The 26,882-nt window shown below is 63.5% G+C and carries 22 protein-coding genes; 7 read left to right on the top strand and 15 right to left on the bottom strand.

All coding sequences use genetic code 11. From position 1 onward, the window contains the following. Positions 1 to 27: 27 nt before the first annotated feature. A complete protein-coding gene (locus PG898_RS08555) occupies positions 28 to 816 on the bottom strand; it encodes a transporter substrate-binding domain-containing protein (RefSeq protein ID WP_042649645.1) in 789 nt (262 codons plus the stop codon). Between the two features lie 480 nt (positions 817 to 1,296). On the opposite strand from PG898_RS08555, the gene PG898_RS08550 reads away from it, so the two are divergent. Continuing rightward, a complete protein-coding gene (locus PG898_RS08550) occupies positions 1,297 to 2,424 on the top strand; it encodes a GGDEF domain-containing protein (protein WP_270823775.1) in 1,128 nt (375 codons plus the stop codon). Positions 2,425 to 2,434: 10 nt separating this feature from the next. Here PG898_RS08550 and PG898_RS08545 read toward each other — a convergent pair whose 3' ends face one another. From PG898_RS08545 to PG898_RS08510, 8 genes are all read right to left on the bottom strand, one after another. Further along, positions 2,435 to 3,769 carry an MFS transporter gene (locus PG898_RS08545; protein WP_182788467.1) on the bottom strand — a complete coding sequence of 445 codons (1,335 nt, stop codon included), beginning with the start codon at positions 3,767 to 3,769 and terminating at the stop codon, positions 2,435 to 2,437. 21 nt (positions 3,770 to 3,790) lie between these two features. After that, positions 3,791 to 5,311, bottom strand: a complete 1,521-nt coding sequence (gene uhpB, locus PG898_RS08540; RefSeq protein ID WP_270823776.1) for a signal transduction histidine-protein kinase/phosphatase UhpB — start codon at positions 5,309 to 5,311, stop codon at positions 3,791 to 3,793. Next, on the bottom strand, positions 5,308 to 5,898 hold the full coding sequence (gene uhpA, locus PG898_RS08535; protein ID WP_171273576.1) for a transcriptional regulator UhpA: 591 nt from the start codon (positions 5,896 to 5,898) through the stop codon (positions 5,308 to 5,310). The genes uhpB and uhpA overlap by 4 nt, the downstream gene beginning before the upstream one ends. Positions 5,899 to 6,114: 216 nt before the next feature. After that, on the bottom strand, positions 6,115 to 6,510 hold the full coding sequence (gene rnk, locus PG898_RS08530; RefSeq protein ID WP_041206035.1) for a nucleoside diphosphate kinase regulator: 396 nt from the start codon (positions 6,508 to 6,510) through the stop codon (positions 6,115 to 6,117). A gap of 226 nt (positions 6,511 to 6,736) precedes the next feature. Then, entirely contained in the window at positions 6,737 to 7,471 is a 735-nt protein-coding gene (locus tag PG898_RS08525) for a substrate-binding periplasmic protein (RefSeq protein WP_270823781.1), read from the bottom strand. Between the two features lie 83 nt (positions 7,472 to 7,554). Next, a complete protein-coding gene (locus tag PG898_RS08520) occupies positions 7,555 to 8,238 on the bottom strand; it encodes a hypothetical protein (protein ID WP_270823783.1) in 684 nt (227 codons plus the stop codon). A 50-nt stretch (positions 8,239 to 8,288) separates the two neighbouring features. Beyond that, a complete protein-coding gene (locus PG898_RS08515; protein WP_270823784.1) occupies positions 8,289 to 9,656 on the bottom strand; it encodes an alkaline phosphatase in 1,368 nt (455 codons plus the stop codon). Between the two features lie 24 nt (positions 9,657 to 9,680). Then, positions 9,681 to 11,072: an alkaline phosphatase gene (locus PG898_RS08510; protein WP_270823785.1), complete on the bottom strand. Its 1,392-nt coding sequence runs from the start codon at positions 11,070 to 11,072 to the stop codon at positions 9,681 to 9,683. Between the two features lie 341 nt (positions 11,073 to 11,413). Here PG898_RS08510 and ylqF point away from each other — a divergent pair, with 341 nt between their 5' ends. Beyond that, entirely contained in the window at positions 11,414 to 12,364 is a 951-nt protein-coding gene (gene ylqF / locus PG898_RS08505; protein ID WP_049636849.1) for a ribosome biogenesis GTPase YlqF, read from the top strand. 301 nt (positions 12,365 to 12,665) lie between these two features. After that, the gene (locus tag PG898_RS08500; RefSeq protein WP_069785252.1) at positions 12,666 to 13,814 is read left to right on the top strand and encodes an MFS transporter; all 1,149 of its coding nucleotides are present in this window, start codon (positions 12,666 to 12,668) and stop codon (positions 13,812 to 13,814) included. Between the two features lie 88 nt (positions 13,815 to 13,902). Here PG898_RS08500 and PG898_RS08495 read toward each other — a convergent pair whose 3' ends face one another. From PG898_RS08495 to dinG, 3 genes are all read right to left on the bottom strand, one after another. Then, positions 13,903 to 14,799 (bottom strand): histone deacetylase family protein, encoded by an 897-nt coding sequence (locus PG898_RS08495; RefSeq protein ID WP_052814635.1) that lies wholly within the window; start codon positions 14,797 to 14,799, stop codon positions 13,903 to 13,905. Between the two features lie 70 nt (positions 14,800 to 14,869). Next, the gene (locus PG898_RS08490) at positions 14,870 to 15,529 is read right to left on the bottom strand and encodes a YccT family protein (protein WP_039040268.1); all 660 of its coding nucleotides are present in this window, start codon (positions 15,527 to 15,529) and stop codon (positions 14,870 to 14,872) included. 213 nt (positions 15,530 to 15,742) lie between these two features. Then, positions 15,743 to 17,815, bottom strand: coding sequence for an ATP-dependent DNA helicase DinG (dinG, locus tag PG898_RS08485; protein WP_270823788.1), 2,073 nt, complete (start codon positions 17,813 to 17,815; stop codon positions 15,743 to 15,745). 378 nt (positions 17,816 to 18,193) lie between these two features. On the opposite strand from dinG, the gene PG898_RS08480 reads away from it, so the two are divergent. The 3 genes from PG898_RS08480 to PG898_RS08470 all read left to right on the top strand — a co-directional run bounded on the left by PG898_RS08480 (position 18,194) and on the right by PG898_RS08470 (position 21,753). After that, positions 18,194 to 19,267, top strand: coding sequence for a porin (locus PG898_RS08480; RefSeq protein WP_270823789.1), 1,074 nt, complete (start codon positions 18,194 to 18,196; stop codon positions 19,265 to 19,267). A 218-nt stretch (positions 19,268 to 19,485) separates the two neighbouring features. Continuing rightward, positions 19,486 to 20,427: a hypothetical protein gene (locus tag PG898_RS08475; RefSeq protein WP_270823790.1), complete on the top strand. Its 942-nt coding sequence runs from the start codon at positions 19,486 to 19,488 to the stop codon at positions 20,425 to 20,427. A 135-nt stretch (positions 20,428 to 20,562) separates the two neighbouring features. Beyond that, positions 20,563 to 21,753, top strand: coding sequence for an amino acid aminotransferase (locus PG898_RS08470; protein ID WP_041213134.1), 1,191 nt, complete (start codon positions 20,563 to 20,565; stop codon positions 21,751 to 21,753). Positions 21,754 to 21,832: 79 nt separating this feature from the next. On the opposite strand, the gene PG898_RS08465 is transcribed toward PG898_RS08470, so the two are convergent. The 3 genes from PG898_RS08465 to PG898_RS08455 form a co-directional block, all read right to left on the bottom strand. Beyond that, positions 21,833 to 23,338, bottom strand: a complete 1,506-nt coding sequence (locus PG898_RS08465; protein ID WP_270823791.1) for a helicase HerA-like domain-containing protein — start codon at positions 23,336 to 23,338, stop codon at positions 21,833 to 21,835. A gap of 115 nt (positions 23,339 to 23,453) precedes the next feature. Then, positions 23,454 to 23,948 (bottom strand): DUF2062 domain-containing protein, encoded by a 495-nt coding sequence (locus PG898_RS08460; protein ID WP_270823793.1) that lies wholly within the window; start codon positions 23,946 to 23,948, stop codon positions 23,454 to 23,456. After that, the gene (locus PG898_RS08455; RefSeq protein WP_226172316.1) at positions 23,942 to 24,460 is read right to left on the bottom strand and encodes a DUF2062 domain-containing protein; all 519 of its coding nucleotides are present in this window, start codon (positions 24,458 to 24,460) and stop codon (positions 23,942 to 23,944) included. Before PG898_RS08455 ends, PG898_RS08460 begins: the two co-directional genes overlap by 7 nt. 28 nt (positions 24,461 to 24,488) lie before the next feature. Here PG898_RS08455 and PG898_RS08450 point away from each other — a divergent pair, with 28 nt between their 5' ends. Next, positions 24,489 to 26,744, top strand: a complete 2,256-nt coding sequence (locus tag PG898_RS08450; protein WP_270823838.1) for a DNA internalization-related competence protein ComEC/Rec2 — start codon at positions 24,489 to 24,491, stop codon at positions 26,742 to 26,744. Positions 26,745 to 26,882 lie beyond the last annotated feature (138 nt).

Here is a 26,882-nt window from a genome sequence, read left to right as displayed (position 1 = left end):
AGGGGCGGCGAGCCGCCCCTTGAGAGGTTATTTGAGCTGGTTCAGCCAGGCGTTGGATTCGAACCACTTCTTGTAGAGACGGTCGTAGCTGCCGTCGCCCTTGATCTGGCGCAGGTAGTTGTTGAACCAGTTGAGGGTGTCCTGATCCCCCTTGCGGATGGCCCAGGCCAGCGGCTCGAAGGTGAACGGCTTGTCCAGGTGCACCACGGCGCCGGTGTTCTGGGAGGCAAAGATGGCGTTGTAGGGCAGGTCGTAGACGAAGGCGTCGACCTTGCCATTGATCACTTCCAGCTTGGCGTCGTCCTGGGTTTCAAACTGCAGCAGGGTGGCCTTGGGGATCATGCGCTTGACCGCCTGCTCGCCGGTGGTGCCGAGCTTGACCGCGATCTTGTACTTGGGATCGTTGAGGTCCTGGAAGGATTTGATCTCGCCCGCCTTGTCCTTGCGCAGGACTATGGTCTGGCCCACGACGATGTAGGGATCGGCGAAGTTGACGCGCAGGTTGCGCTGGGGGGTGACCGTCATGCCGCCCATGATGACGTCGAACTTGTCGGTCAGCAGGGCCGGGATGATGCCGTCCCAGGCGGTGTTGACGAACTCCACCTTCACGCCCATCTCTTTGGCGACCATCTTGGCGAGATCCACGTCGAAGCCGATGTACTGGCCCTGCTTGTTGGTCATCTCGAAGGGTTGATAGCCGGCGTCGAAGCCGACCCGCAGCACACCGCGCTCCAGTACGGCATCCAGGGTAGAGCTGGGAGCGGCATTGGCGAGCCCGCACAGCAGCAGGGTAGAAAGAATGAGTTTTTTGATCATAAGTGACGTCTCTGTCGTAAGTGTGTTCGGCCTTGAACCTGCTCCCGTGCGACTCCGTGGCACAAGAGACTGCTGCATCCGGCAACAGGCAAGACAGGATTATTGTCTTGATTGAGGCAAAAGCCCCATATGGGATTCTATTCTTCGTGGGTTGAGTGAAAAATGTACCAAAATCCGATTGTGTCAGACGACTCAATAGGTTAGTGACGTTTTTTCCTCGTGGCACGGCTCATAAAACCACATGAAAACAACATATCTATCTAATGGCGCGGGTTCAAGTGCAAAAATAGTTGGCAGGCATTTTGCTGTATGGCAAGCGGGATATCTGGGGCCGAACGAACCTTAAGTGCATGGCATCAGGCTGGGTGGCGGGGCGGCCAAGCGGAGACCCGGAAAATATTTTATTGCGCCAGAAGGCTCCCTCTGTGTCTTGTCATGGGCTTCCCATATACTCAGCCATCCCCATTGGAAGGTTCGGGAATGGACGCCTCAATTCTGCTCAATCTGGACATATTCACACTGATGTTCATGGCCCTCGGGGGCTACGGTCTGGGATTCATCACCCTCTCCATCATCTGGTCGACCCACAGGGAGATCCCGGGCCTCGGACTCTGGTGGTGGTCCAGCCTCTGTGCCCTGGCGGCCCAGTCGCTGTTCTTCCTGCAGGTGTTCGCGCCGCACATGGCGGGGATCTGGCTGGCCAACCTGCTCATCACCCTCTGTATCGCCCTGATGCCACTGGCGCTGCAACGCTTCTTCGGCGAGTCGCCGAACTGGCGGGCCTTCGCACTCTTCATGCTGATCTACCTGCTGTTCCTCTGCTGGAGCGTGCTGTTCAACGACCATATGGCCCCCAGGGTGTTGCTGGCCTGCCTGAGCTACATGGTGCTGGGGGCCGTGGTGGTGGTGCTCATCTGGCGTCATGGCTATCCGGCCTACCTGCCGGCGGTGCTGGTGTTTACCGTGGTCAACATTCTGCTCTATGGCTTCAACCTGGTGCGCATGGGCTCCCTGCTCAGCGGCGAGGCGCGGGTGCTGATGGACAAGCACGTGGTCAATGTACTGCCCTTTCTCTCCATGTTGATGGGCAACTACCTCTCCACCTTCGGGGTGTTGCTGCTCTGTACCCAGTACCGGGCACTGGCCCTGCGTCGGCAGGCCAGCCAGGATCCCCTGACGGGCCTGCTCAACCGGCGTGGCTTTATGGAGCGCTGTGTGACTGCACCCAAACAGGGGGCGCTGGTGGTGCTGGATCTCGATGACTTCAAGCAGATCAACGATCGTCACGGTCACGAGGTGGGGGACAGGGTACTGGCGGCAGTGGGTGCCTATCTGGCCGGTCAGGGGGATCTGGTGGCCAGTCGCTTCGGCGGCGAGGAGTTCGTGCTGCTGCTGCCCGAGGGGGATGCCCTGGCCCAGCAGGCCCGCTGCGAGCAGATCCGCCAGGGGATAGCGACGCTGCCCCTGGACGGCATCCAGGTCACCGCCAGCCTGGGGCTGGTGCCCTATGCCCGGGGCTGGCATCTCGATACCCTGTTCGGTCAGGCGGATCGCGCCCTCTATCGGGCCAAGCGCAGCGGCAAGAACCGGGTCTGCCTGCCGGCCTGAGCTGTTGTGATCAGCCCGGCTCGGTGACGAGGGCTCGCGGTGCCTGGGCTTTGAGGAAGGGGAGCAGCAGCAGGGCCGAGACCCCGGCCGCCACCGAGATGACCACGAAGAAGCCGTTCCAGTGCCAGATCTCCATCACCTTGGCGAGCGGATAGCCCGACAGCGCCGCCCCCATGTAGGCAAACAGTCCGACAAAGCCGGTGGCCGCCCCAGCCGCGTTTTTGTGAGAGCACTCCGCCGCCGCCATGCCGATCAGCATCTGGGGGCCAAACACGAAGAAGCCGATGGTGAAGAAGCAGGCCGCCTGCATCACGTAGCTGAAGAAGGGCATCAGCCACAGCGATCCCACCGCCAGCAGGATCCCCACCGCAAAGATAAGGTTCATGGGCCCGCGGTTGCCGTTGAACAGCTTGTCCGATCCCCAGCCCGCCACTAGGGCCCCGATAAAGCCCCCCACCTCGAACATGGAGATGGCCGAGTTGGCGCTCATCAGATTGAAGCCGCGCTGCTCGGTCATATAGAGATTGCCCCAGTCATTGATGGCGGTGCGCACCACATAAACCAGCACGTAACAGCAGGCCAGCAGCCAGATATAGGGGTTGCCCAGCACATATTTGCGCAGGATCTGGCGGTGGGAGAGCCCCGCATCTTGGGTCTGCTGGGCCAGCTCCATGGCATCATTGCGCCACACTCCCACCGTGGGCAGTCCCATGGCGGCCGGTGTATCCCGCAGCCGCCAGCAGAGGAACAACCCCGCGACGATGGCGATAACCCCTGGCACTATCATGCCGTAGCGCCAGCCATGCTGCAGGGCAATGGTGCTGACGATGAGGGGGATGAGTGCCCCGCCGACGTTGTGGGCGGTGTTCCAGGCCGACCACCAGACCCCGCGCTCGGTACGCGAATACCAGCTGGTGAGCAGCTTGGAGCAGGGGGGCCAACCCCAGCCCTGAAAGAAGGCGTTGGCGACCCAGAGGGCGGCAAACATCCAGAGTGCCGACGAGAGGCCGAACAGTATATTGATGACGCCGGTCGCCATCAGGCCAATCCCCATGAAGTAGCGTGGGTTGGCGCGGTCGCTGATGATGCCGGAGAAGAACTTGGAACAGCCGTAGGTGATGTAGAACAGGGTCCAGAGCATGCCGATGTCGGATTTGTCCAGCATGCCGCTCGCCAGCATGTCCGGCATGGCGAAGTTGAAGCTCTTGCGGGTGAAGTAGAAGACCGCGTAGCCCAGATACATGGTCAGCAGCAGGTGCAGCCGCCAGTGACGATAGGTGGCGTCGATCTCGGCCTGATCACGAATGAGTGGCTGAGGTGGCGCGCTTCTCATAAAACTCAGCACAGGCTGGCCCTCTGGTGGTGATCAGTCATGACTCTCCTCCCGTCTGCGACTGGGCAGGTTGACCGTCAGCTGGGTGCCGTGGATGCAGGAGAGTTGCAGACTGCCCCCGAGCGCCTGCACCCGCTCGCGAATGCCGAGCAGGCCATAGCCCTGCTGCGGGCGACTCTGTGGCAGGCCGCGGCCATCATCTTCCAGCACCAGTTGCAACTGCTCGCCGCTGGCCCGGGCGCGGATGGTGACCGAGTGGGCGTTGGCATGTTTGACCACGTTGTTGAGCCCCTCCTGACAGACCCGAAACAGGGTGACCCGCTGGGCATCGGAGAGATCCCCATCCGCCAACTGCCACTCCAGTCGGGTAACGATGCCGCGGCGCTCCAGCTCCAGTTCCCGCAGCAGACTGCGTACCGCCTGCTCCAGGGTCATGTCGTCGAGCTGGCGCGGGCGCAGTCGCCCGAGCAGGCCGCGCACCGCGTCGTAGATCCCGAGCGACAGGGTGTCGATAAGTGCGCTGCTCTGGCCTACCCCGGCGTTATCGGGGGCGAGCCGGCGCACTATGCCCGCCTGGGTGCGAATGGCTGTGATGGTCTGGCCGATGTCGTCGTGCAGCTCGCGCGCCACCTCCTTGCGGATGCTCTCCTCGGTCTCCAGCAGCCGCTCGGTGAGCTGGCGATTGTGGGCGAGCTGGCGGGTCAGCGCCTGATTGAGCTCACGCTGGCGCTGGATCCCGGCGCCGAGCAGCAGGCCGGTGAGGCTCTGTGCCAGCAGGGAGAGCAGCAGGTCGAGGGGGTGATCATGCCAGGCCTGGCTCGCCAGCAGGGCGATGGTGTTCATCAGGGTGGCGAGCAGCGCCCCCTGCCAGCCGTAGCGCCACGCCATGGCGATGATGGGGATGGCGAGACAAAACGGCGTGAAGCGCACCAGCGAGTTGGGCAACCCCAGTTGCAGCCAGAGGCTCAATACGAACAGCAACAGGTACCAGACCAGATGGCGAAAACGCCAGTCCACCGGTTGATCCACCAGCGCAGGCCCCAGCGGCACCCAGGTAGCGCGGGTCAGGTAGTGCCAGATCAGCATGCAGGTGGAGGTGAGGGTGAGACCGCCGGTGAGGCTGAGCAGCAGGGCCGAGAGGCCATCCTCTCCCGCCAGATGCCAGAGCAGGGCTTGCAACAGCGCCGCCGCCGTGACGGTAGCGAGCAGCAGCAACAGTTGTTGCCAGTCGTTGCGTACCTGCTGGCGACGGGCAATGAACAGCGGCAACAGGGTGAGCAGGCTGCCGGCGACCAGCCATGGCCAGTGGGGCAGCCCCACCTCCTGATTGAGCCAGAAGAGCAACAGCCCTTCGCACAGCAACAGCGGCGGCCAGTAGTGGCCGGGACTTTGCAGCAGCAGCCCGAGGCGCAGGCCAAAGGGGAACAGCAGCACCGCCAGCGCCGGGCCACCCGCCAGATGCAGGCTGATGCTCCAGAGGCAAAACCAGCCGGCGGCAAAGATGAAGCTGGCCGCCAGCGCGATGGCGACATAGCTGGCCAGACGGGAGATCACCAGCTATCCAGCATGCGGTGGGCCAGCTCGACGTTGTTGCTGACCTTGAGCTTGTCCATCAGGTTGGCGCGGTGCACATGCACCGTCTTGGGGGAGAGACCGAGCTGCTCGGCGATGCTCTTCACCTCCAGCCCCTGGGCCAGCAACTGGGCAATCTCCCGCTCCCGATTGGTGAGGGGATCCCGGCTGCTGTTGGCCAGCTTCTGGGCGATATCCGGGGTCAGGTAGCAGCCCCCCTGGGCGGCGGTACGCACGGCAGCGATCAGCTCATCCGGGCTGCAACGCTTGGAGAGAAATCCCTTGGCACCGGTCTGCAGCGCCTGCTCGATGAGGGCCGGGCTGTCGTGGACCGAGAGCATCACTACCGCGAGGCCGGAGGGGAGCTGCTTGAGGAGCTCCAGCCCCGATTGGTCGGGCATCGAGATATCACAGACGCAGACCCGGGCCCCGCTGCCGGGCAACCCGGCTAGGGCCTCGGCGGCGGAGCCAAATTCGGCGACCACCCGCAGATCGGGTTCGAGATTGAGCAACTGGGCAAAGCCGGAGCGGACGATCTGGTGATCGTCGATGAGGGCAATCTTAATCATGATGTCAGCCTGAAATCTGCGGCCAGGGCGCTGGCGGGGCCAACAAGATACTCCCGCTCGCCACTTGGCTCAAGGGGGAGGAGAACGTCTGAACAGGATGAGGCGGCGATGCACGCCCCGTCTGGGCATGGGGCGCGGGCGGCAATACACGGGCGGCAATAAAAGGAAGGGTACGCTCTGCTCGTCTCGGTGGCGGGCAGAGCGTCCCCGGCCCGGTCAGCGGTGCAGCTCGCCCGCGCGCTCCGGCTGATAGACCACTTCCAGGATCTCCACCTGGATGGTGCGCCCGGCCGGGCCCGGCCAGGCGATGCTGTCACCCACCTTCAATCCCAGCAGGGCGCTACCGACCGGTGCCAGCACGGAGATCTTCGACTCGTCCCCCTGCACGTCCTTCGGGTAGACCAGGGTCAGGCAGAAGTCGTTGCCGCTGTTCTGCATCTTGAAGCGCACCGTGCTGTTCATGGTCACCACGTCCGGCGGCATGTCGGCCGGGTCGCGGATCTCGGCGCGGTCCAGCTCCTCCTGCAGGGCCAGGTGTTGCGGGTGGTTGCCGAGCAGTTGCTCGATGCGATCCAGATCCAGGCTGGAGATGACGAGATGAGGCTGTTGCATTGGGTATTCCTTATCAATGGCTGATAGGACCAGGATGACGGGCAAGCTGGTCGAAAAAGGGTTCGGATTGTGAGAATAGATCGCAAACGCGATGCCCCCGAGCGACTCGCGGTCAGGGGCGAGGGCGGGGGCTCAACGGGGTGTGAGCAGGCTGGAAAAAATCATGAGCGCTTTCATGGGGATACCATAACCATTCTGAATGGCTTTGGCAAATGCCCGGCCGGTGTCAGGGCGCCTGATAATCGTACTGCTTGAGGATGCGTGCCAGGCTGCCATCCTCGCGCATTCCCTCAATCGCCTTGCGCCAGCGCAGCGCCTCTGCCGCAGGAAACAGCGGGCTGGCGGCCAGATAGAGGGCGCTCTGTTGCAGGGTGTCGCCGCGCACCAGATCCGCCAGGGGCAAGCCAGCCCGCTGCTGGTTGTAACGGGCGGTATTCCAGGCCACCGCCCAGCCCTGGATGCGACCCCTCGCCAGCTTGCTGGCGTTGCTGACCTCCTCGGTGACCAGCTCCCGGGTCACTCCCTCCAGAGGCTGGATCAGGCTCTGACCATGAGAGCCGCGCAAGGCCCCCAGGGTCAGGCCGGCCACCTCCTTGACGGAGAGGGGGGCCGGGTGGTGCTGGCGGTGGCTGACCAGCACGAAGGCCTCCTCCAGCAGGGGGGCAATCCAGAGGAACAGGGGCTCGCGCTGGGCATTTCTGGCTGGCGGCAGCAGTAGCACATCCGGGCGGTGGCGGGTCTGGCTGAGGGCGCGGGCCAGCGGCATCAGCTCGATCTCCAGCGGCTCCTGAAGGCGGCGGGCCGCCTCTTCCAGCACCTCGATGGCCATGCCGCTCGGGGCCCCCTGCTGGGAGCGGATGACATAAGGGGGGATCTCGGCTGCGATGACCACCACGGCGTGGGCGCCGGGGCCCGGGAGGAGAAGGGCGCAGCAGAATAAAAGCAGTAGGGGAAGACGCATAGAAGGCCGGGTCAGGGATGAGTACACAGAGTGTAACATCCCGTTACCCCAAGTCAGCCAACCCATTGGGGGAAGAGGGTGGGTCAGTCGAAGAAGTCGCGCAGATCCAGGGTCTGGTAGCCGTCGAGCTGTTGCCAGGGCAACTGCCTTGGCAGGGGTTTGAGGGCCACCTCCATCCGGTAGCTGCGGTAGCCGTCGAGGCTCGCCGACTCCACCACCAGCGGCAACTGCCAGCGGCTCGACCAGAGGATGCGGGTGCGCTGCTTGCCCTCGCGCTTTTCGTACCAGCGGGCCTGCTCGGGGGCCGCCTCGTCGAGGGGGGTCATCTCCTGCAGCAGGGCCGGGTTGACGAGGTAGCGGATCCGCTCCCAATCCGGTTTGAAGGCCACCTGGCCATACTCTTCCGGCGGCACCTCCACCAGCTGGTTGTGCCAGGCGTCGGCGTAGCGCAGTTGCAGGTCGCCCCCGTCATCCAGGGTGACCCAGCGCGCCGCCATCTGGTGGGTAAAGTGCTTGTGGCCGGGCGTGGCGTCGTGAGTGGCGTGATAGGCTCGGGCAAGGGGCAGAGGGATGAGCCGCTGGCTCCACACCTGGTTGCCCACTCGCAGCCACTTCTCCTGCCAGACGCTCTCTCTGGCGATGCCATCGCTGCCGGTGATCCTGTCCTGATAGCGGATGCGGGCGGCCAGATCGGGTGCCTCATCGGCCAGTAGGGGAAAGGAAAGAGTACAGCCAAGGAGCCATATCGAAAGTAACAATCGCATCATGCTTGATCGCTCGTCAGGAGAGGGCCCGGCGTGACACCGGGCCCTGTGCCTTATAGACCGAGCGCCTCCTTGAGCTTGCCGAACACCAGGGTGTTGTCCAGGGTGCCCTTGAAGCGGCCGCTGCCAGCGCCATCCGCGAACAGCATCACATCGCCGCCGCCGTGGGTCTCGGAGCCGAGCTTGACCCCGGTCTCCTGCAGGTAGTCATCCGCCATCACCTCATCGCTGGTGAGGGTGGGACGCTGGTCCTGGCGGTTGGGGCCGTTGCCGAATACCAGGGTAGTGAACGGCTTGCCGTCCGCGTCGTTCTGGGTCGAGCCATCGGCGTTCTTGACCAGATCCAGCACCTTGTTGCCCTTGGCTGAATAGCCGTTGATGGTCATGGTGTGGTCGTGGTCGGCGGTGACCACGATCAGGGTATCGCTCAAATCCACTTTGCCGAGGGCCGTCTTGATCGCCTCGTCCAGCGCCACCGCATCGGTCAGGGATCGCTTGGCGTTGGTGGCATGCAGGGCGTGGTCGATACGTCCCCCCTCCACCATCAGGAAGTAGCCCTGGCTGTTCTGGCTGAGCAGATCGATCGCCTTGGCGGTCATCTCGGAGAGGGACGGCTGGGTACTGGCCGCCCCCTTGGCGACGCGGTCCAGTTCGTAGTCGAGGTGGGATTTGGTGCTGAACAGCCCCAGCACCTTGCCCGAGTTGACAGCAGAGAGCTCATCCTTGGTGGTGACATAGCGGTAGCCCCGGGCGGTCAGCTCGGCGGTGAGATCCCGGCCGTCGGCCCGGCCGCCCTTGTTGCTGGCGCTGTAGGGCGTCCAGTGGTTGGCGCCGCCCCCCATCAGCACATCGACCCCATCCCCCAGCGCCTGGTTGAAGCCGGCGCCGCCCGGTACCGCCTGCTCGGCGATGGCGTAGGCCGCATCCCGGTGGCAGATATGGGAATAGGTCGCCGCCGGGGTGGCATGGGTCAGCTCCGTGGTCGTGACGGCCCCCACCGACTTGCCCGCCGCCTTGGCCAGCTCGAGAATGGTGGGCACCGGGCTCCCGTTGTCGCTGGTGCAGTTGTTGATGCCCTTGTTGCCGTTGGCATCCTTGGACGGTGCCACGGCCCTGGTGTCGCTGCTCATGGCGATCACCTCGTTGTTCATCTTGACGCCGGTGGTGTAGGCCGCCATGGAGGGGGCGGAGTCCGTGGTCTGGGCATCGTGGGAGAAGGTCTTGATGCGCGCGCTCTGGGGCAGTTTCATCATCTCGAGCTCCCCCTCTTCCCCCACCTTGAACAGGCGGGTGGCGGTGAGCACTGTGGGGCCCATGCCGTCACCGATAAAGAGGATGACGTTCTTGGCATCGGCGGCGTGCGCCTGGGAGAGGCCGCCAAGCGTGCCGAGCAGGGCGGTGCAGACCAGCGTCTTTTTCATGGTGATGTTCATCCTGATAATCCCTTACAGCTTGGCCGCAGCCTTGATCTTGCCGAACACGGCGGTGTTGTCGAGAGAGCCGTGGAAGCGCTCCGCTCCCTGGCCGATGGCGCCGAGGAAGACATCGGTACCGCCGTGGGTCTCGTTGCCTATCTCGCCCACCTTGACCACCACCTCCTGGTGATAGTCGTCGGCGGAGACGGTGGCGTCGTCGAGGGCCGCCACGCTGCTGCGCGGGCCGTCCACCCGGTTGTAGCCGTTGCCAAAGCCGATGATGGTGTAGGGCATGCCATCGCTATCCTTGCTCGGCTCGCCGGTCTCGTAGTTCTTCACCAGCCCGAGCACGCCCGCATTGCCTGCCGTGGTCTTGCCGGTGCGCTTGGCGTACCCGTTGAGCACCAGGGTGTGGTCATGGTCGGCGGTGACCACGATCAGGGTGTTTTTCAGCTCGGGATCGGTTTTCTTCACTTCATTGATGGCGGCCTGGATGGCGTTGTCGAAGGCGAGGGTATCCTGCAGGGCGCGCTTGGCGTTGGTGTCGTGCAGGGCGTGGTCGATGCGCCCCCCTTCCACCATCAGGAAGTAGCCCTTCTCTTTGCCCTTGAGCTGCTTGATGGCAGCCAGGGTCATTTGGGCCAGTGACGGCTCGCTGGCGGGCCGGTCCAGGTCATATTTCATGTGGCTTGAGCCAAACAGGCCCAGCAGCGGCTTGCTCGCATCGGCCTGGTTCAGCTCGTCCAGGGTGGCGGCAAACTGATAGCCCTTCGCCTTCATCTCGTCGATGAGGTTGCGACCATCGGTCCGCTTGCCCTTGTCGGCGCTGGGCAGGAAGAAGCCGCTGCCGCCCCCGAGCACCACGTCCAGCCCCTCTTTCAGGGCGCTGTTGTAACCGCTGCCCCCCGGCACCATCTGGACGGCGATATCAGCCTCCAGGTCCCGGTTGCAGATATGGGCATAGGTGGCGGCCGGGGTGGCGTGGGTGACCCGGGTGGTGGTGACCACGCCGGTGCCACGGCCATCGGCCTTGGCCAGCTCCAGCAGGGTGGTCACCGCTTTGCCGCCGCTCTGGCTGCAATCGCTCTCCTGGGTGGCGTCGCTGTCCATGCTGATGACGCCGTTGTTGCTCTTGACCCCGGTCATGTAGGCCGCCATGGAGGGGGCCGAGTCGGTCACCTGGGCATCGTGGGAGAAGGTCTTGATGAAGGCCGTTTCCGGCAGGGTGTCGATGGTGAGGCTGCCCTCTTCGCCGACGCCATAGATCCGGGAGGCGGTGAGGGTGTTGAGACCCATGCCGTCGCCGAGGAAGAAGATCACGTTCTTGGCGCTGGGTTCCGGGGTGTTGCTGTCGTTGTTGGAGTTGCAGCCGGCGGCCAGGGCGGCGCCTATCATCACTGCAATTCCTGCCATCTTTCTCATTGGGGTTCGCTCCTTGTGAAACCTGAGCGCAGCCTAGAGGGGGCAGATGACACTTTTAGTGAAGAGAGATGACAATACGGTGAAAGCGCCTTGCAAATGTTATCTTATATCAATGGGTTATGTTGATTGTGTTTTGCCACTCACCTCCCGGTGGCGTGGTGGGCATCCGGCCACCCGGGTGACAACACCCGGCCAGAATAGCCTGTCAAATCGGGGCCGCAGCAGGTAAAATGCGCCCCCTTGCGATGAGTGCCAGCGGTCTGGCGCATCACCACGCACCCGCAACCCCGAGCGCCCGCAGCCCCGAGAGGGGACCGCATGCCAATGAGAGAGTAACGGATATGTCCATCAACTGGTTCCCCGGCCACATGCACAAGGCCCGCAAAGAGATTGCAGAGGTCATGCCCCAGGTCGATGTCATCATCGAGATGCTCGACGCCCGCATCCCCTTCTCCAGCGAGAACCCCCTGGTGCCGGAGCTGCGCGGGGAGACGCCGGTGATCAAGGTGCTCAACAAGGCAGACCTTGCCGACCCCGAGATCACCGCGCTGTGGGTGGCCCACATGGAGCAGGAGAAGGGGATCAAGGCACTGCCCCTGACCCAGCAGGAGCCGGAGAAAATCAAGCAGTTGCTGACCCTGTGCCACGAGATGCTGCCGGAGCGCAACTTCGAGCTGCGCGGGGTGCGCGCCATGATCATGGGCATCCCCAACGTGGGCAAGTCCACCCTGATCAACACCCTGGCGGGGCGCATCATCGCCAAGACCGGCAACGAGGCGGGGGTGACCAAGTCCCAGCAGCGGATCAAGCTCGACAACCACGTCATCCTGACGGACACCCCTGGCTTCCTGTGGCCCAAGCTCAACCCGCCCTCCTGCGGTTATCGACTGGCGATCACGGCGGCCATCAAGGATACCGTCTTCGATTACGCCGACATCGCCATGTTTGCCGCCGACTACTTCATCAAGGCCTATCCGGAGCGCATCAAGGCACGCTACCAGCTGAGCGAGCTGCCGGAGACCGAGATCGAGCTGCTGGATCTCATTGCCCGTCAGCGCGGCTTCATGCGCAAGGGGGGGCTTGCGGATCTGCACAAGGCCTCGGAAATCCTGGTCAATGAATTCCGGTCCGGCATGCTGGGGCGTATCTCCCTGGAGACGCCAGAGATGGTGAGCGTCGAGATAGTGGAAGCCCAGGCCGAGGCTGAGCAGAAAGCCAGGGAGAAGGCGGAGCGGGAAGAGGAGCGCCAGGCCCGGGCTCGTCGCAAGTACGCCAAGAAGCGTCAGCGCTGACCGGCGTTGTGCAAGATAGGTTGTGCTTGTTAGAAAGAAGAGGCGGCCCTGGGCCGCCTCTTCTGGTCATGGCGCTCTGGCGTGAGGGAGGCACAGAGTCGATATTCAACCGCCCGCTTCCCCTCATCATGACCAAGGTGTCGGCCAATCAAGGGGATGAGGCTCCCGTCAGGGGAGGGCCGTGCCGCGTTGCCATCACGGTGGGCAGAAAAACCTTGCGACCCGGCCTCAGTGCCGATTGACAAAGGCACAGGCGGTGGCATGATGCGCTCGCATTTTGCCTCTCCCCACGGTTCTATCCATGACCACATACTCCCGCCCGGTGCTGCTCCTGCTCTGTGGCCTGCTGTTGCTGACCCTGGCCATCGCGGTATTGAATACCCTGGTGCCGCTCTGGCTCGCCCATGAGCATCTGCCCACCTGGCAGGTCGGCATGGTCGGCTCCTCCTATTTCACCGGCAACCTGCTGGGAACCCTGTTGGCGGGCAGACTCATCGCCCGCTGCGGCTTCAATCGCAGTTACTACCTGGCCAGTGCGCTCTTTGCCGCAGGCTGCGTCGGGCTCGGCATGACCCTGGCGTTCTGGAGCTGGCTCGCCTGGCGATTCATCGCCGGGGTCGGCTGCGCCATGATCTGGGTGGTGGTGGAGAGCGCGCTGATGTGCAGCGGCAACGCCCGCAATCGGGGTCGCCTGCTGGCCGCCTACATGATGGTCTATTACGTGGGCACTGTGCTTGGGCAACTGCTGGTGAGCAAGGTGCCGACGTCGCTGATGGCGGTGCTGCCCTGGGTGACCGCCCTGGTGTTGGCGGCCATGCTGCCGCTCTTGTTCACCCGCATCGCCAGTCCGTCAGGCAACCACCAGGCCAGGACTCCGGTCTGGCCGATGCTGCGCCTGCGTCAGGCGCGTCTGGGGGTGAACGGCTGCATCCTCTCCGGCATCGTGCTGGGGGTGCTTTATGGTCTGATGCCGCTCTATCTGAACCACCAGGGGGTGAGCGACGGGGCCATCGGCTACTGGATGGCGGTGATGGTGAGCGCCGGCATCCTGGGGCAATGGCCGGTGGGGCGTCTGGCGGATCGTTTCGGGCGCCTGCCGGTGCTGCGGGTACAGGTGCTGGTGGTGATCCTGGGGGCCATGGCGATGCTCGGCAACGCGGCCATGGGACCGACGCTGTTCATTCTGGGGGCCGCGGGCTTCACGCTCTATCCGGTGGCCATGGCCTGGGCCTGCGAGAAGGTGGAGCAGCATCAACTGGTGGCCATGAACCAGGCGCTGCTGCTGAGCTACACCATCGGCAGCCTGCTCGGGCCGACCCTGACGGCGCTCTTGATGCAGCACTACTCGGATCATCTGCTGTTCATGGTGATTGCCGGGGTCTCCCTGGTCTATCTGCTGATGCTGCTGCGCAAGATGGGCGAGCACCCGACGCCGATGGCCCATGCCTGAGGGCAGACGGCGTCATCATCCCTGCGCACGGATATAGAAGAGGCGACCCTTGGGTCGCCTTTTTTCATCATGGGCCGGGCGGTGCCGCTCAACCAAACCGGTGCCTTGCTGCTTCAAAGAGCGAGAGGTGCAGCGGGATCAACTGCTGCCAGTCTCGCCGATAACCCCCGCCCGGTACGGCGGTGATGGGCAGCCCGTGGCGAAGCGCAGAGTCAAAGACCATGGCATCGCGCTGGCGCACGCCGGAGTCGCTCAGGGAGAGGTAGCCCAGCTCGTCGTCCCGGTGCACATCCACCCCGGCCTGATAGAGGATGAAGTCGGGGGCGTAGAGGCGATGAGCCAGGGCGAGGGCCTGGTTCAGGGTCTCGAGATAGGCGTCGTCCTCCATGCCGCTTGGCAGGGGAAAGTCCAGATGGGAGGCCGGCTTGTGGCGGGGGAAGTTGTGTTCTCCGTGCAGGGAGAGGGTGATGATGTCACGGCTGCCCGTGCACAGGGCGGCGCTGCCATCTCCCTGATGGACATCGAGATCCACGATCAGTACCCGCTCGCAGAGTCCCTCGTCCAGGCAGGTTCGTGCCGCGATCACCAGATCGTTGAAGAGGCAGAAGCCGCTGCCAAACCCCCGGTGTGCGTGGTGGTAGCCGCCGGAAATCTGCAGTCCGCAGCCCTGCGCAAGGGCGTGGCGGCTGGCGGCCAGGGTGGCGCCGACCGAGTGCAGGGTACGTTCAATCAGCAGGGGAGACCAGGGAAAGCCGAGCCGGCGAATGGCCCCTTCATCGAGGGTACCGGTGAGGGCGGCCTGTACATAGGCCGCATCGTGCACCTTCTCTATCTGCTCACGGCTGGCAGGGGCGGCCTGTGCCAGCGGATAGTCGAGGGAGACGAGGCGTTCAAACAGCGCCTGGTACTTGGCCAGGGGGAAGCGGTGACGCTCGGGCAGTGTCAGGGCGGAGTAGTGGGGGTGATAGAAGATGCGCAGTGACATGAAGCATCGGCCATGAACGGGTATGAAAAAGGGGAGCCAGGCTCCCCTCGATGCAGGCGTGCGATGCGCCTTACTGCTGCTGGATCACCCAGATCTGGAAGGCTTTGCGGGTCTCCGCATCGGCCTTGTTGTACCAGCTCTGCAGCTGGGTCAGGGCTTCCGGGTTGCTCATGGCCTTGCTCGGGGCCACTTCCACCGGTGCGCTGGCGGCAGCCATCACGGCGGCGGTGGAGACGGACACAGTCTTGGGCTGGTTGAAGGCCTTGCCCATCTTCAGCAGCTCCTGCTGATAGTCACGGGTCAGCTGGAAGCCACCCACGGTCGGCATGACGAACTGCTCGGATTTCAGGACCTGGCCGGTGGATTTGTCTTTCAGAACGACGTTCTGTTCCTTGACGAAACGCTTGGCTTCTTCTTCCTTGCGGGGCTTCTTGAAGTCGAGGAAGAGTTGCTGGTTGTCGGCGGCGGTGAAGTTGATCACCAGGGGCTCGGCGGTGACCAGCTTGGTTTCACTGCGGCTGGAGTAGTTGCCCTCGAAGGCGACCACTACCTGGTGCCTGCCGGGCTCCAGGGAGAAGACGGTGGCTTTGTCGAGTAGCTGGGGGTTGACGGGTTCGCCATCGAGCAGCTGGATGACATAGGGATTCGTAATTTCCAGTTGGCTAGCGGCCAGGGCGCTACCTGCCCACAACAGACCAGCCAGGGCCGGTACCAGAACAGTCAGTTTCATTTCATCTCCTTGAACAGTCAGGCAATTGCCCACTGAAAAATAGGGGGTCATTTTTACAGGTTTGCCCCACAGCGGCAATAGCCGTTTATGGCGCCTTCCGGTGTGCGGGGTGTGGATCCCGCTGCCCCGAGTCCTGCGGGCAGCGTGCTCTTCTATCTTCCTGCCCCCTCCTGACATGAGGGACAGGGGATCGCATGGCGGGCGTCAGCCGTGTCACTCGATGCGTCGGGTGAAGGGGGGGAGGGCGTCCAGCAGCCCCTTGCCGTAGCGCTTGGTCAGCAGGCGCCGGTCCAGGATGGTGACCCGCCCCCGATCCGCCTCTTTTCGGATGAGGCGGCCACAGGCCTGGATGAGCTTGCGCGACGCTTCCGGCACCGTCAGTTGCAGGAAGGGGTTGCCGCCGCGCTGCTCTATCCACTCGGCGGTCGCCTCTTCCACGGGGGAGTTGGGCACCGCGAAGGGGAGCTTGGTGATCACCAGGTTGGTGAGGTAGTGGCCGGGCAGATCCAGCCCTTCCGAGAAGCTGCCGGTGCCAAAGAGGATGCTGGCCTGGCCGCCGTCGCACTTCTGTTTGTGCAAGAGGAGCAGGGCGCTGCGGGACGCTTCCCCCTGTACCAGGAGCGACATCCCCTTGGCTCGCAGCCCCACCGCCACCTCGTTCATCTGGCGATAGGAGGAGAAGAGCACCAGGCTGGCCTCCTTGCCTGCCAGCAGGCGGGGCAGGGTATCGATCAACTCCTGGGTGAAGGCGGGGGCACTGGGCTCATGGGCCATCTTGGGCAGATAGAGTTCGGCCTTGTGGTAGTCGAAGGGGGAGCGCAGCCGCAGATAGCGGGTACCGTCATGCTCCTTGAGCCCTACCTGGTGGCGAAAATAACTGAAGGAGGAGAGGGCGGTGAGGGTCGCCGACACCAGCACGGCCCCGAGACAGCGGGACCAGAGCCACTCCTCCAGCAGATACCCCACCTCGATGGGGGAGGCGTGCAGCCAGATGTCTCCGTCTTCGCTTCTGGCCATCCAGCGGGCGAGGGGGGTCTTGCCGGTGGGAACATGGCGGCTCAGCATCTCCCAGAGGGCGCAGAAGCTCTCGAGCCGTTGCAAGTGAAAACCGCTCTCCGCCAGCAGAGGCTCGGCCTCCTTGCGATGGATGTCGCCATCCTTGAGCGCCTCGCCGATGGCCCCCTGCATTCTGTCCAGCGCCCTCAGTGCCTTCTTGCTCGCCTCCTTGAGGTTTTCCGCCAGCATGGGCAGGGGATCCGGCAGCACCCCATCGGCGAATCTGTGGTGGGGCTCGCCGCCAAAGAGGTGATCATTGCTGGCGAGCCACTGCTCGAGGGCCTTGAGATCCGGCTGGAGAGAGGCCAGGGCATCCTGCAGTTTGAGCTGGGGATCGAGCAGGCTCTCCTTGTTCAGCGTCCTGGCCAGCTTGCCCGCGCTTTGCACCAGCTTTTCCAGCCAGCGGCGGGATCCCTTGATGCTGGCGCTGGCGGCGCCGTGATCCCGGGCGATGGTGGGCAGGTGATGGGCTTCGTCCAGCACATAGATGCACTCGTCCGGCGGCGGCAATATGATGCCGCCCCCCATGGTGAGGTCGGAGAGCAGCAGGGCGTGGTTGACCACCAGCACGTCTGCTGCGTCCATGTCGTTGCGGGCCCGATGGAAGGGGCAGTGCTGATGGTGGCTCAGGGCCTTGTTGCAGGTGTGGCGGTCGGCTGCGATGCGATCCCAGCAAGGGTCCGGAATGGGTTTGGGCCAGTTGTCCCGATCCCCGTCCCACTTGCCTTCGGTGTAGGCCTGCCACAGCCCCTGGTAGCACGCCTTGTCAGCATCCGATGGCTTGTGTTTGCTCAATGCGCCGAAGTCGAGTTCGAAATTGGCCATCTCGCTGCCGTTTGCCGCCTGCTCCAGCAGGTGCTCGCAGCAGTAGCGCTGGCGCCCCTTGACCAGCATGAAACGAAACGGCAGCTCGCTGTGACGGTGATAAAAGGGAAGATCCTTGTGGATGAGCTGCTCCTGCAGGGCCACGGTGGCGGTGGAGATCACCAGCTTCTTCTGGGTCAGCCGTGCCACTGGTATGGCCCCCTGGGCATAGGAGAGGGACTTGCCGATGCCGGTGCCTGCCTCGGCCACCAGGATGCGGCGACTCCTGTCATATTCTCCTGTCAGGGTCTTGGCGATTTCGGCAACCAGGAAATTCTGCTCCTTGCGCGGCACAAAACCGGGTAAACCATCGGCAATCTGGCGATAGGTAGCGCGAATACTGGCTTTGAGACGGGTCGATAACATGGCTTGGCGGGTCATGGCTGGGATTGGAGTGACAGGATACCCGCAACCCGGCGCCCGGGTCGAGGCAGGGATGACAGCCCCTTGCATGGCCGCCGCCAAATATGCCAACACAGCGGTTGGGGATGGACGACTCCCCTCAGCCGGCATAAAAAAGCAGCGTTTTTCGCTACAAACGTTGTCCTCGCATCGAGGGAATGGGGTGGGACCTGGATCACATTTTTTCCCCTATGACTATGGAATCACGGGAAAGTTCCAAGTTTTTTCATTGCGGATTGCAAAACCCGGTGCTAGTCTCAGGCCCCATAGTGATGCAAAGAACATCGCTAACACAGGGAATAACAACAACTTAGTGTTTAATTACAGTAGGCATTGGAAACTATGAAAAAGACAATTCTGGCTATTGCTATCCCGGCTCTGTTTGCATCCGCAGCTAACGCTGCCGTCATCTATGACAAAGACGGTACCACCTTCGACATCTACGGTCGTGTACATGCCCAGTACTTCGGCGAGTACGACTCCTACGATGCAGACGCAGATTCTTACTCCAAGAATGATGGTGAGCTGACCACCTATGCCCGTCTGGGCTGGTCCGGTAAAATGGCTCTGAATGACACCTGGTCTGGCGTTGCCAAAACTGAGTGGCAACTGGCCTCCGAAAACTCCTATGACAGCGACAAGCGTGAGCTGGAGGTTCGTCACATCTATGCTGGCTTCGATGGTTCCCAGTATGGCCAGTTCCTGTTTGGTCAGACAGAAACTGCTTTCTACAATGCAACCGTCGCCAAGACCGATATCTTCAACGACTACGGTGACATGGCCAACGTCTATGATGGTCGTCAAGAAGGTCAGGCTATCTATAACGGTCAGTGGAACGGTTTTGGCCTGAAAGGTGGCTACATCACCAACAACGGCAGCTATGATGCGAACTACGCTGGCTGGTCTGGTGTTGAAGGTAAAATGGACCACGGCTACACCCTGGGCGCAACCTATGACTTCGACTTTGGTCTGGGTCTGGCCGCAGGTTACGAGTCCAAGAGCTTCGAAGATGCCTCCAGCCTCACCATCACTTCCGAAAACGGTACTTTCAGTCGCGCTGATCTGACCGACAAGAATGACTGGGCTGTTGCCGCAAGCTACACCTATCAGGGTTTCTACTTCGCTGCCCTGTATAACGAATCCACCTACAAGTTCGACGGCTTCAACGATGCCAAGGCGCGTGGCTACGAGCTGGCTGCTTCCTACAACGTAGACGCCTGGACCTTCCTGGCTGGCTACAACTTCGCTGAAGCGAAAGTGGAAGGTGTAACTTCTTACGAAGACACCGTAGATTTCACCTCCATGGGTGTTGAATACGCCTTCAACTCCAAGCTGAAAGCTTACACCGAATACAAAATCCAAGGCCTGAGTCAGCAAGATGACGAGTGGACTGTTGGTATGCAATACAACTTCTAATCAAGGCTCCCTCTCATAGGGAATCGTGAAAGAGTTGATGAAACGGCCAAGCTTGCTTGGCCGTTTTGTTTTATCTGCCTTTCACCTCTTTCGCTTCCTTTCGACGTCCGGTGCTGCGCCAGGTCACGTTGTCTCTTTTCCGCCCTTGGCTCCTTCGTCGTAAATCGCTAGATTATTCAATTCGTTGAAGGATGGTTTGCCGACAGGGAAGGATGCCTTTGATCGATTTCACCCACCCCGAGTGGCGCGCGCTGGCACAGCAGTTGCTGAGCGGCGGTCCCCAGGCTGTTCGCGGTCGTCAATGGCAGCCGCTGATCGGCATGCTTCGGGACAACCAGTTGCTGCTGGCCCTTGGCAATCATCACTATGCGCTCACTTCTGCCGGGCACCGCTATCTGACCCGGGAGCTGATACTGGCGAAGATGGCCAGTGCCCCGCCGGAACCCGAGGAGTGGCTGCAATCCCACGGCTGGCAACTAGGGGAGAGGGTCAACGAGCGGGTGCTGGCGGCCCTGTATCGCAAGGGGGAGGGTCATTTCAGCCCCATCGAGCAGATCGACTTCGAAGACAAGGGGATCCGGCTTTGCACTGATCTGCCCCTTCGTCTGCGGGCCGCACGGCCGTTCAGCCTGTTTCTCAGCGGCGGCACCCTGCTGGATGCCGCCCCCTGGCTCCAGACCCTGGGGGAGGTAGCTCTGCCAGCCCGCACCCTGGCGCAGCTTGGCAAGATCCTCTGGGGAGAGGGGGAGATACAGCGGGTGATCACGACCGATGCCGTCGGCGCCTTCGCCGAGTTGCCACTGCCCGCCGACGCCCTGCTGGTCTGGTATCCCGCCGAGGATCCCGGCACGCTGGAGCCCCTGATCGCCGCCTTGCCGCCCCAGACCCTCTGGAGCCACCTCACTGCCCTGGATCCGGCCGGGGTCGACAGAGTACTGGCATTGGCCCAGCGGTTGGGGAGACCGGCGAGCTGGTGGCTGCCCCGGGATCTGGTGCCCATCAAGGCGGCTTACGGGGCTCCCCTGGGGGATGGTCGGCCCTGGGAGCCGAGCCGTATCCCCCGTGCGCTGCTGGGACAGTGCAATGATCTGGTGGAGTCGAATCGGGGTCTGTCGGTCGAGGTGTGTGCCCTGGCACCGGATTGGCACGGGATTGGTTGAGGCGGCGCCGAGAAAGCGGTTTTCCCCTATGGAAGGCAGTGGTATAAAGAGCTGACGAAGCGCTCCCTGGACGGGCGCTTTTGTTTGCCAACCTACTTTGCCAGCCAACGAACTCAACGGACTACAGGGAATACCATGTTTGAAAAGGTTGTTGCCGCCCCAGCGGATCCGATCCTGGGCCTGACTGAAGCCTTCCGTGCCGACACTCGCAGCCACAAGATCAATCTGGGGGTCGGTATCTACAAGGATGAGACCGGTGCCACTCCTATCCTTCACTGCGTCAAGCAAGCCGAGCAGAAGCTCTTGACCGACGAGAAGACCAAGAACTACCTCGGTATCGAAGGCAATATCGAATACGGCCGCATCGTGCAGCAACTGCTGTTCGGCCGTGATGCCGCCCTGGTGACCAGCGGCCGCGCCAAGACGGCGCAGGCACCGGGCGGTACCGGTGCCCTGCGCATCGCCGCCGAGTTCGTGGTACGCAACAATCTCGCCAAGACCATCTGGATCTCCGATCCCACCTGGGCGAACCACGTCAGCGTGTTCCAGGCGGCCGGTTTGACCGTCAAGTGGTACAAGTACTACGACGCCGCCACCAAGGGGCTCGACTTCGCCGCCATGCAGGCCTCCCTGTCTGACGCGCAGGCGGGGGATCTGGTGCTGCTGCACGGTTGCTGCCACAACCCGACCGGTATCGACCCCACCACCGAGCAGTGGCGTGCCCTGGCCAGTCAGAGTGCTGCCGCCGGCTGGCTGCCGCTCTTTGACTTCGCCTATCAGGGCTTTGCCCGGGGTATCGAAGAGGATGCCGAAGGCCTTCGCATCTTCGCCGAGTGCCACGACGAGCTGCTGGTGGCGAGCTCCTTCTCCAAGAACTTCGGCCTCTACAACGAGCGGGTCGGCGCCTTCACCCTGGTCTGCGCGACCAAGGCGGTGGCCGACGTCGCCTTCACCCAGGTGAAGACCGTCATTCGTGCCAACTACTCCAACCCGCCGTCACACGGCGCCGCCGTTGTCACCACCGTGGTGAGCGACCCGGCCCTCTATGCGGAGTGGGTGGAAGAAGTGGCCGCCATGCGGGTGCGCATTCGCGAGATGCGCGAGCTGCTGGTGGAGAAGCTGGCCGAGCGGGGGGTGAACCAGGATTTCAGTTTCATCCGCGAACAGAACGGCATGTTCTCCTTCTCCGGTCTCTCCAAGGATCAGGTGGAGCGCCTCAAGAGCGAATTCGCCATCTATATCGTCGGCTCCGGCCGGATCAGCGTGGCAGGCATCACCCGCGCCAACATTGATCCCCTCTGCGACGCCATCGCCAAGGTGTTGTAAGAGAGAAGCATCTGCGCCAAGCGCCTTGCTTCAGCCATAAAAAGCCCGCCGACACGGCGGGCTTTTTCATTTTCCGGCATCAGCGGCGCCGCTTGCTGCTTCCCAGCAGGGAGCCGAGCACCCCGCGCATCAGCTGGCGTCCCACCTCGTTGCCGAGGGTGCGGGCCACGCTCTTGGCGGCGGTCTGCACCACCCCGTCATGCTGGCCACCACGGGGGCCGGTGCGACCGAACAGGATGCCATTCAAGGCATCCAGCAGACCGCCGCCCTGGTCGGTCTGTGGGGAAGCAGTCTCGTCGCCGGCGGCGGGCGATGCTTCCTGAAGCCGCTCGAACGCGGACTCCCTGTCCTCCTGGGTGTCGTATCTGCCGTAGAGCAATGAGCCCTGAATAAGCGCCTGGCGCTCGGCCGCGCTCAGAGGGCCGATGCGGCTGGCCGGGGGCGCGATGAAGGCGCGCTCCACCACGCTGGGCCTCCCCTTCTCGTCGAGCAGGGAGATGAGCGCCTCCCCGACCCCCAGTTCAGTGATGGCTCCGGCGGCGTCGAAGGCCGGGTTGGCCCGCAGGGTGTTGGCGGCGATGCGCACCGCCTTCTGATCGCTCGGGGTGAAGGCGCGCAGGGCGTGCTGCACCCGGTTGCCAAGCTGCCCCAGCACGCTGTCGGGGATGTCGGCCGGGCTCTGGGTCACGAAATAGACGCCCACCCCCTTGGAGCGGATGAGGCGCGCCACCAGCTCAATTTTCTCCAGCAGTGCCCTGGGCGCATCCTTGAACAGCAGGTGGGCCTCGTCGAAGAAGAACACCAGCACGGGCTTTTCCGGATCCCCAATCTCGGGCAACTGTTCGAACAGCTCGGAGAGCAGCCAGAGCAGGAAGCAGGCATAGAGGCGGCTGGACTGGGTGAGCTTGCCGGCGGCCAGCACATTGACATGGCCGTGGCCCGCCTCGTCAGTCTGCATCAGATCCTGGATGTCCAGCATGGGCTCGCCGAAGAAGTGATCGCCGCCCGCGCTCTCCAGGGTGAGGAGGTTGCGCAGGATGGCGCCGATGGAGGCGGTCGACACATTGCCGTAGCGGGTGGTGAGGGTCTTGGCGTGCTCCCCCGCAAACTGCACCATGGCCCGCAGGTCTTTCAGATCGAGCAGCAGCAACCCCTCGTCGTCCGCCACCTTGAACACCAGCTCCAGCACCCCGCTTTGGGTGTCGTTGAGGCCGAGCAGGCGTGCAAGCAACAGAGGCCCCATGTCGGAGACGGTGGCCCGCACCGGGTGGCCCTCTTCGGCGAAGAGATCCCAGAACAGGGTGGGGCTGGCGGCAAAGTCGGGTGCCTGAAGGCCGAGCTGGGCCAGACGGGCATCCAGCTTGGCAGAGGGGGTGCCGGCGGCGCCCAGGCCGCTCAGATCCCCCTTCACGTCGGCCAGAAAGACCGGCACGCCGAGGCGGGAAAACCCCTCCGCCAGCACCTGCAGGGTGACTGTCTTGCCGGTGCCGGTGGCCCCGGTGATGAGGCCGTGGCGATTGGCCATGGCGGGGAGCAGGGAGAGGGGGTGGCCATTGGCATGGGCCAGCGTGAGCGGTTCGGCCATGGTGGGCTCCTTGTTTCGAATGGGGGTCGAAAAACAACGGGTTACAAGGAGTGTGGTGGCAGAGGCAGACGATGGCAAGGCACGCCACCCGAGACAAGGACGGCGTGCTGGCAACCTAGCGGGGGCGGGTCAGCTTGCCCAGTTGTAACAGCAGCAGGGTGAGCAAGGCGCCGACGGCGGCGCTCAGCACCGCCAGCAGCAGGCTGCCGAGCAGGAAGGGGGGCACCAGGGTGGCTGCCTCCTGCTCCAGCCAGTGCTGGGACCAGGTGAGGTGAAACGGCTCAGGCGTCTGGTGCAGCACCAGGCAGCCGGTGCGATAGGCATAGAGGTACATGAAGGGCAGCGTCAGCGGGTTGTTGAACCAGACCGCCAGCAGTGCCAGCGGCAGGTTGAGGCTGAACGCCAGCGCCAGTCCGACCGCCACCAGGGAGTGCATGGGAACGGGGATCCAGCTGGCGAAGAGGCCGGCCGCCACGGCGCCGCTGAGCGCCCGGGTGCCACCCTGCCAGAGGGCGGGTGTCAGCAGGCGCTCACCAAACAGGGCGAACCACTTCTGCTGGCGCAGGGTGTCGGGGTTTATCTTTATTCGGACCAGCCAGCGGCTCAGCATGCCCGCGCCCCCTTGCGCTTCTGCCACTGGCGCACCGTGTTGATGCGCCAGAAGGTGCGGATGAGGGTGTAACCCAGCAGCGAACTCAAGAACGCGAGCACCAGGGATCCCAGCAGCAGCGGCGGGGCCAGGGTTTCAAATACCGAGACCAGCCATGCCCAGGTGAACTGGATATCGATGTGCTGGGCGGGGTGGCCGAGCAACTGGCAGCCCACCAGGTAGGCACCATAGAACAGCGGCGGCATGGTGACTGGGTTGGAGAGCCAGACCAGGGCGACCGAGAGGGGCAGATTGACCCTAAAGAGGATGGCGCCACCAGCCGCCAGCAGCATCTGGCAGGGGAGGGGGATCCAGGCCATGAAGAGGCCGACCGCGAAGGCCCCGGCGGCGGAGCGGCGGTTGAGGTGCCAGAGGTTGGCATCGAGCAGCAGCTTGCCGAACAGCCGCAGGTGCTTGTGCTCCTTGAGCTTGTCCTGATCGGGCAGCCAGCGTTTGATGAGTCGTTTGGGCATGTTTGAAACCTTGCTAAATACTTGCTCCATGGATCTGCGTCTGTTGTCGTTTGCCCTGGGGGCAAGCTCCTCACTGCTCTGGCCCTGGTTACCCTCTATTGCATGGGGCGGCGCACTGCTGGCTTTTGCGATCCTGTTCGCCCATGGCCGCCACTGGCGGCTCTTGTTTCTGGTGCTCGGGGTGCTCTGGATGCAGTCGAACCTGCAGTATCGGCTGACCTGGCTGGACAAGCTGGAGACACAGACCAGCCACATCATAACCGCACGGGTGCAAAGTACGGAGTCCTCCGGTGATAAACCGCGAGATAAATTTGCCCGCCTGCTGCTGCGGGTCGAGACGCTGGACGAGCAGCCCCTCGGGGTGGCCCCCCTCGTCAGGATCAATGCCTACCAGGCTCTGCCGTACTTGCCCGCCGGCAGCCGCATTACCCTGGTGAGTTCTCTCAAGCCCGCCCACGGGTTGGCCAACGAGGCTGGCATGGATGGGCGGCGCCTGTTGCTTGGCAAGGGGATCACGGCGACCGGCAACCTGCGCCGTCTCATCGAGGTCCAGGCGTCGACCCCGGGGATGCGGGAGCGCTGGCTGGCTGCAGCCAGCACCGCCTGGCAGGGGCTGGGCCAGGCCCCCTTGCTGGCGGCCCTCAGCTTCGGGGAACAGGGGGGCATCACGGATGACCAGTGGGATCTGTTTCGCGGCAGCGGCCTGACCCACATCATCGCCATCTCCGGCCAGCATATCGCCCTGGTGGCGGTACTCGGCTGGTGGCTGGGGCGGCTGCTGGGATTGAGGGGGGCCATTCTGATCTCCCTGTTGTTTGCCGCTGTCTACAGCTGGCTGGCGGGTTTTGCGGTGGCGACCGAGCGGGCCCTCATCATGGTGCTGGTGTGGAGCCTGCTGCGCTGGCTGAAACGGGACTGGCCCAGCCACCGCATCTGGCTGTGGGCCTTCGTGGTGCTCGTGCTCTGGGATCCCTTCGCCCTCTACTCGGCCGGTTTCTGGCTCTCCTTCCTGGCGGTGGCCCTGTTGTTGCTGGCGAGCCTGCTGCACGCGCGCCCCGGGCTGGTGCGCCTGCAGTGCCTGCTGCTGCTCGGGTTGCTGCCCCTGCAACTGCTGCTGTTCGAAGGTATGGCCCCGCTGGCGCTCCTGATCAATCTGCTGGCGTTGCCGCTGTTCTGTCTCGGCATCATTCCCCTCGCGCTGATCGGCGTGCTGCTGGCGCCGCTCTCCAGCACTCTGGCTCATGCCCTGTTCTGGCTGTCCGATCTGGGGCTGACGTGGGTGTTGTGGGGACTAGGCCTGCTGGCGGACCATCTGCAGCTCTGGTGGTCGGTTCCCGGCTGGCTGATGCCAGTCAGCACCTTGCTGGTGCTGCTGTGGGGGGCTTGGCACCTGCCGGGAGGGCGCGGCTTGCTGCTCCCGGTGGGGGCCGCACTGCTGCTGGGGGCCTGGCCTGCTCCCACACCCTGGCAGGTGCGGGTGCTGGACGTGGGGCAGGGCTTGTCGGTACTCGTCACCCGCGGCGAGCGCGGCATCCTCTATGACACCGGGGATCGCTACCCCGGCGGTTACAACATGGCGGAGGCCGCCATCCTGCCCGTGTTGAACCGCCTCGATGTGCGGGTACTCGATGCCCTCATCATCAGTCACAAGGACAGGGACCATGCGGGCAACCGGCAAGCAATGCTGCAGGCGATGCCGGTGCGCCGCGAGCTCTCTTCGTTCGGCTTCGCCCGCAGCACGACCCTGTGTCGCCGTGGTCAGCGCTGGCACTGGCAGGGGCTGGATTTTCGCGTGCTCTGGCCCGAGCGGCCGGGGGCGGGTCGCAACAACGATAGTTGCGTGGTGCAGATAAGCGATGGCCGGCATCGTCTCCTGCTCAGTGGCGACATAGAGCAGGAGGCGGAGCGTCGCCTGCTGGCCCTGGAGAGCAAGGGAGAGGGAGACGTGTTCGCCAGCACATCTGCCAGTACTCGCTTCAGCACCCTCGCCAGCGCCGTGCTGGTGAGCCCTCACCATGGCAGCCGCACCTCCTCGACCCCGGGCTTCGTGGCGGCGGTGAACCCGGATGTCGTCATCCACAGCGCAGGCGACAGGAACCAGTGGCAGTTTCCCCGCCCCGAGGTGGTGGCAAGATACGAGGGGGCCCGGCAGTGGGTGACGGGGCAGGATGGCGCCATCCTGATCGAGGCGGGGGAGGCCGGGCTCGAGATCCGGCCCGAGCGCGAGCAGGGCCCCTGGTACAGGCGCAATGGCCACTGGTGGCGGCCCAGGCTATGGCACTAGGACTCTCCCTCGGCCGTTATTTCCCTTTGGGATGGGCCTGGGTTATGGCAACGCTTGGTGTAATCCTGCGCTTTGGCTAGGGCAATAATCCGTCATTTCCCTTTGAGGGAGGGTGAGGGAGATGGCCAGGTGATGGCA

Source organism: Aeromonas sp. QDB31 (genome assembly GCF_027707605.1).
GTDB lineage: Bacteria > Pseudomonadota > Gammaproteobacteria > Enterobacterales > Aeromonadaceae > Aeromonas > Aeromonas media.
The sequence above is the reverse complement of the archived record's forward strand: the minus strand, read 5'-3'. Positions and strand labels throughout refer to the sequence as shown.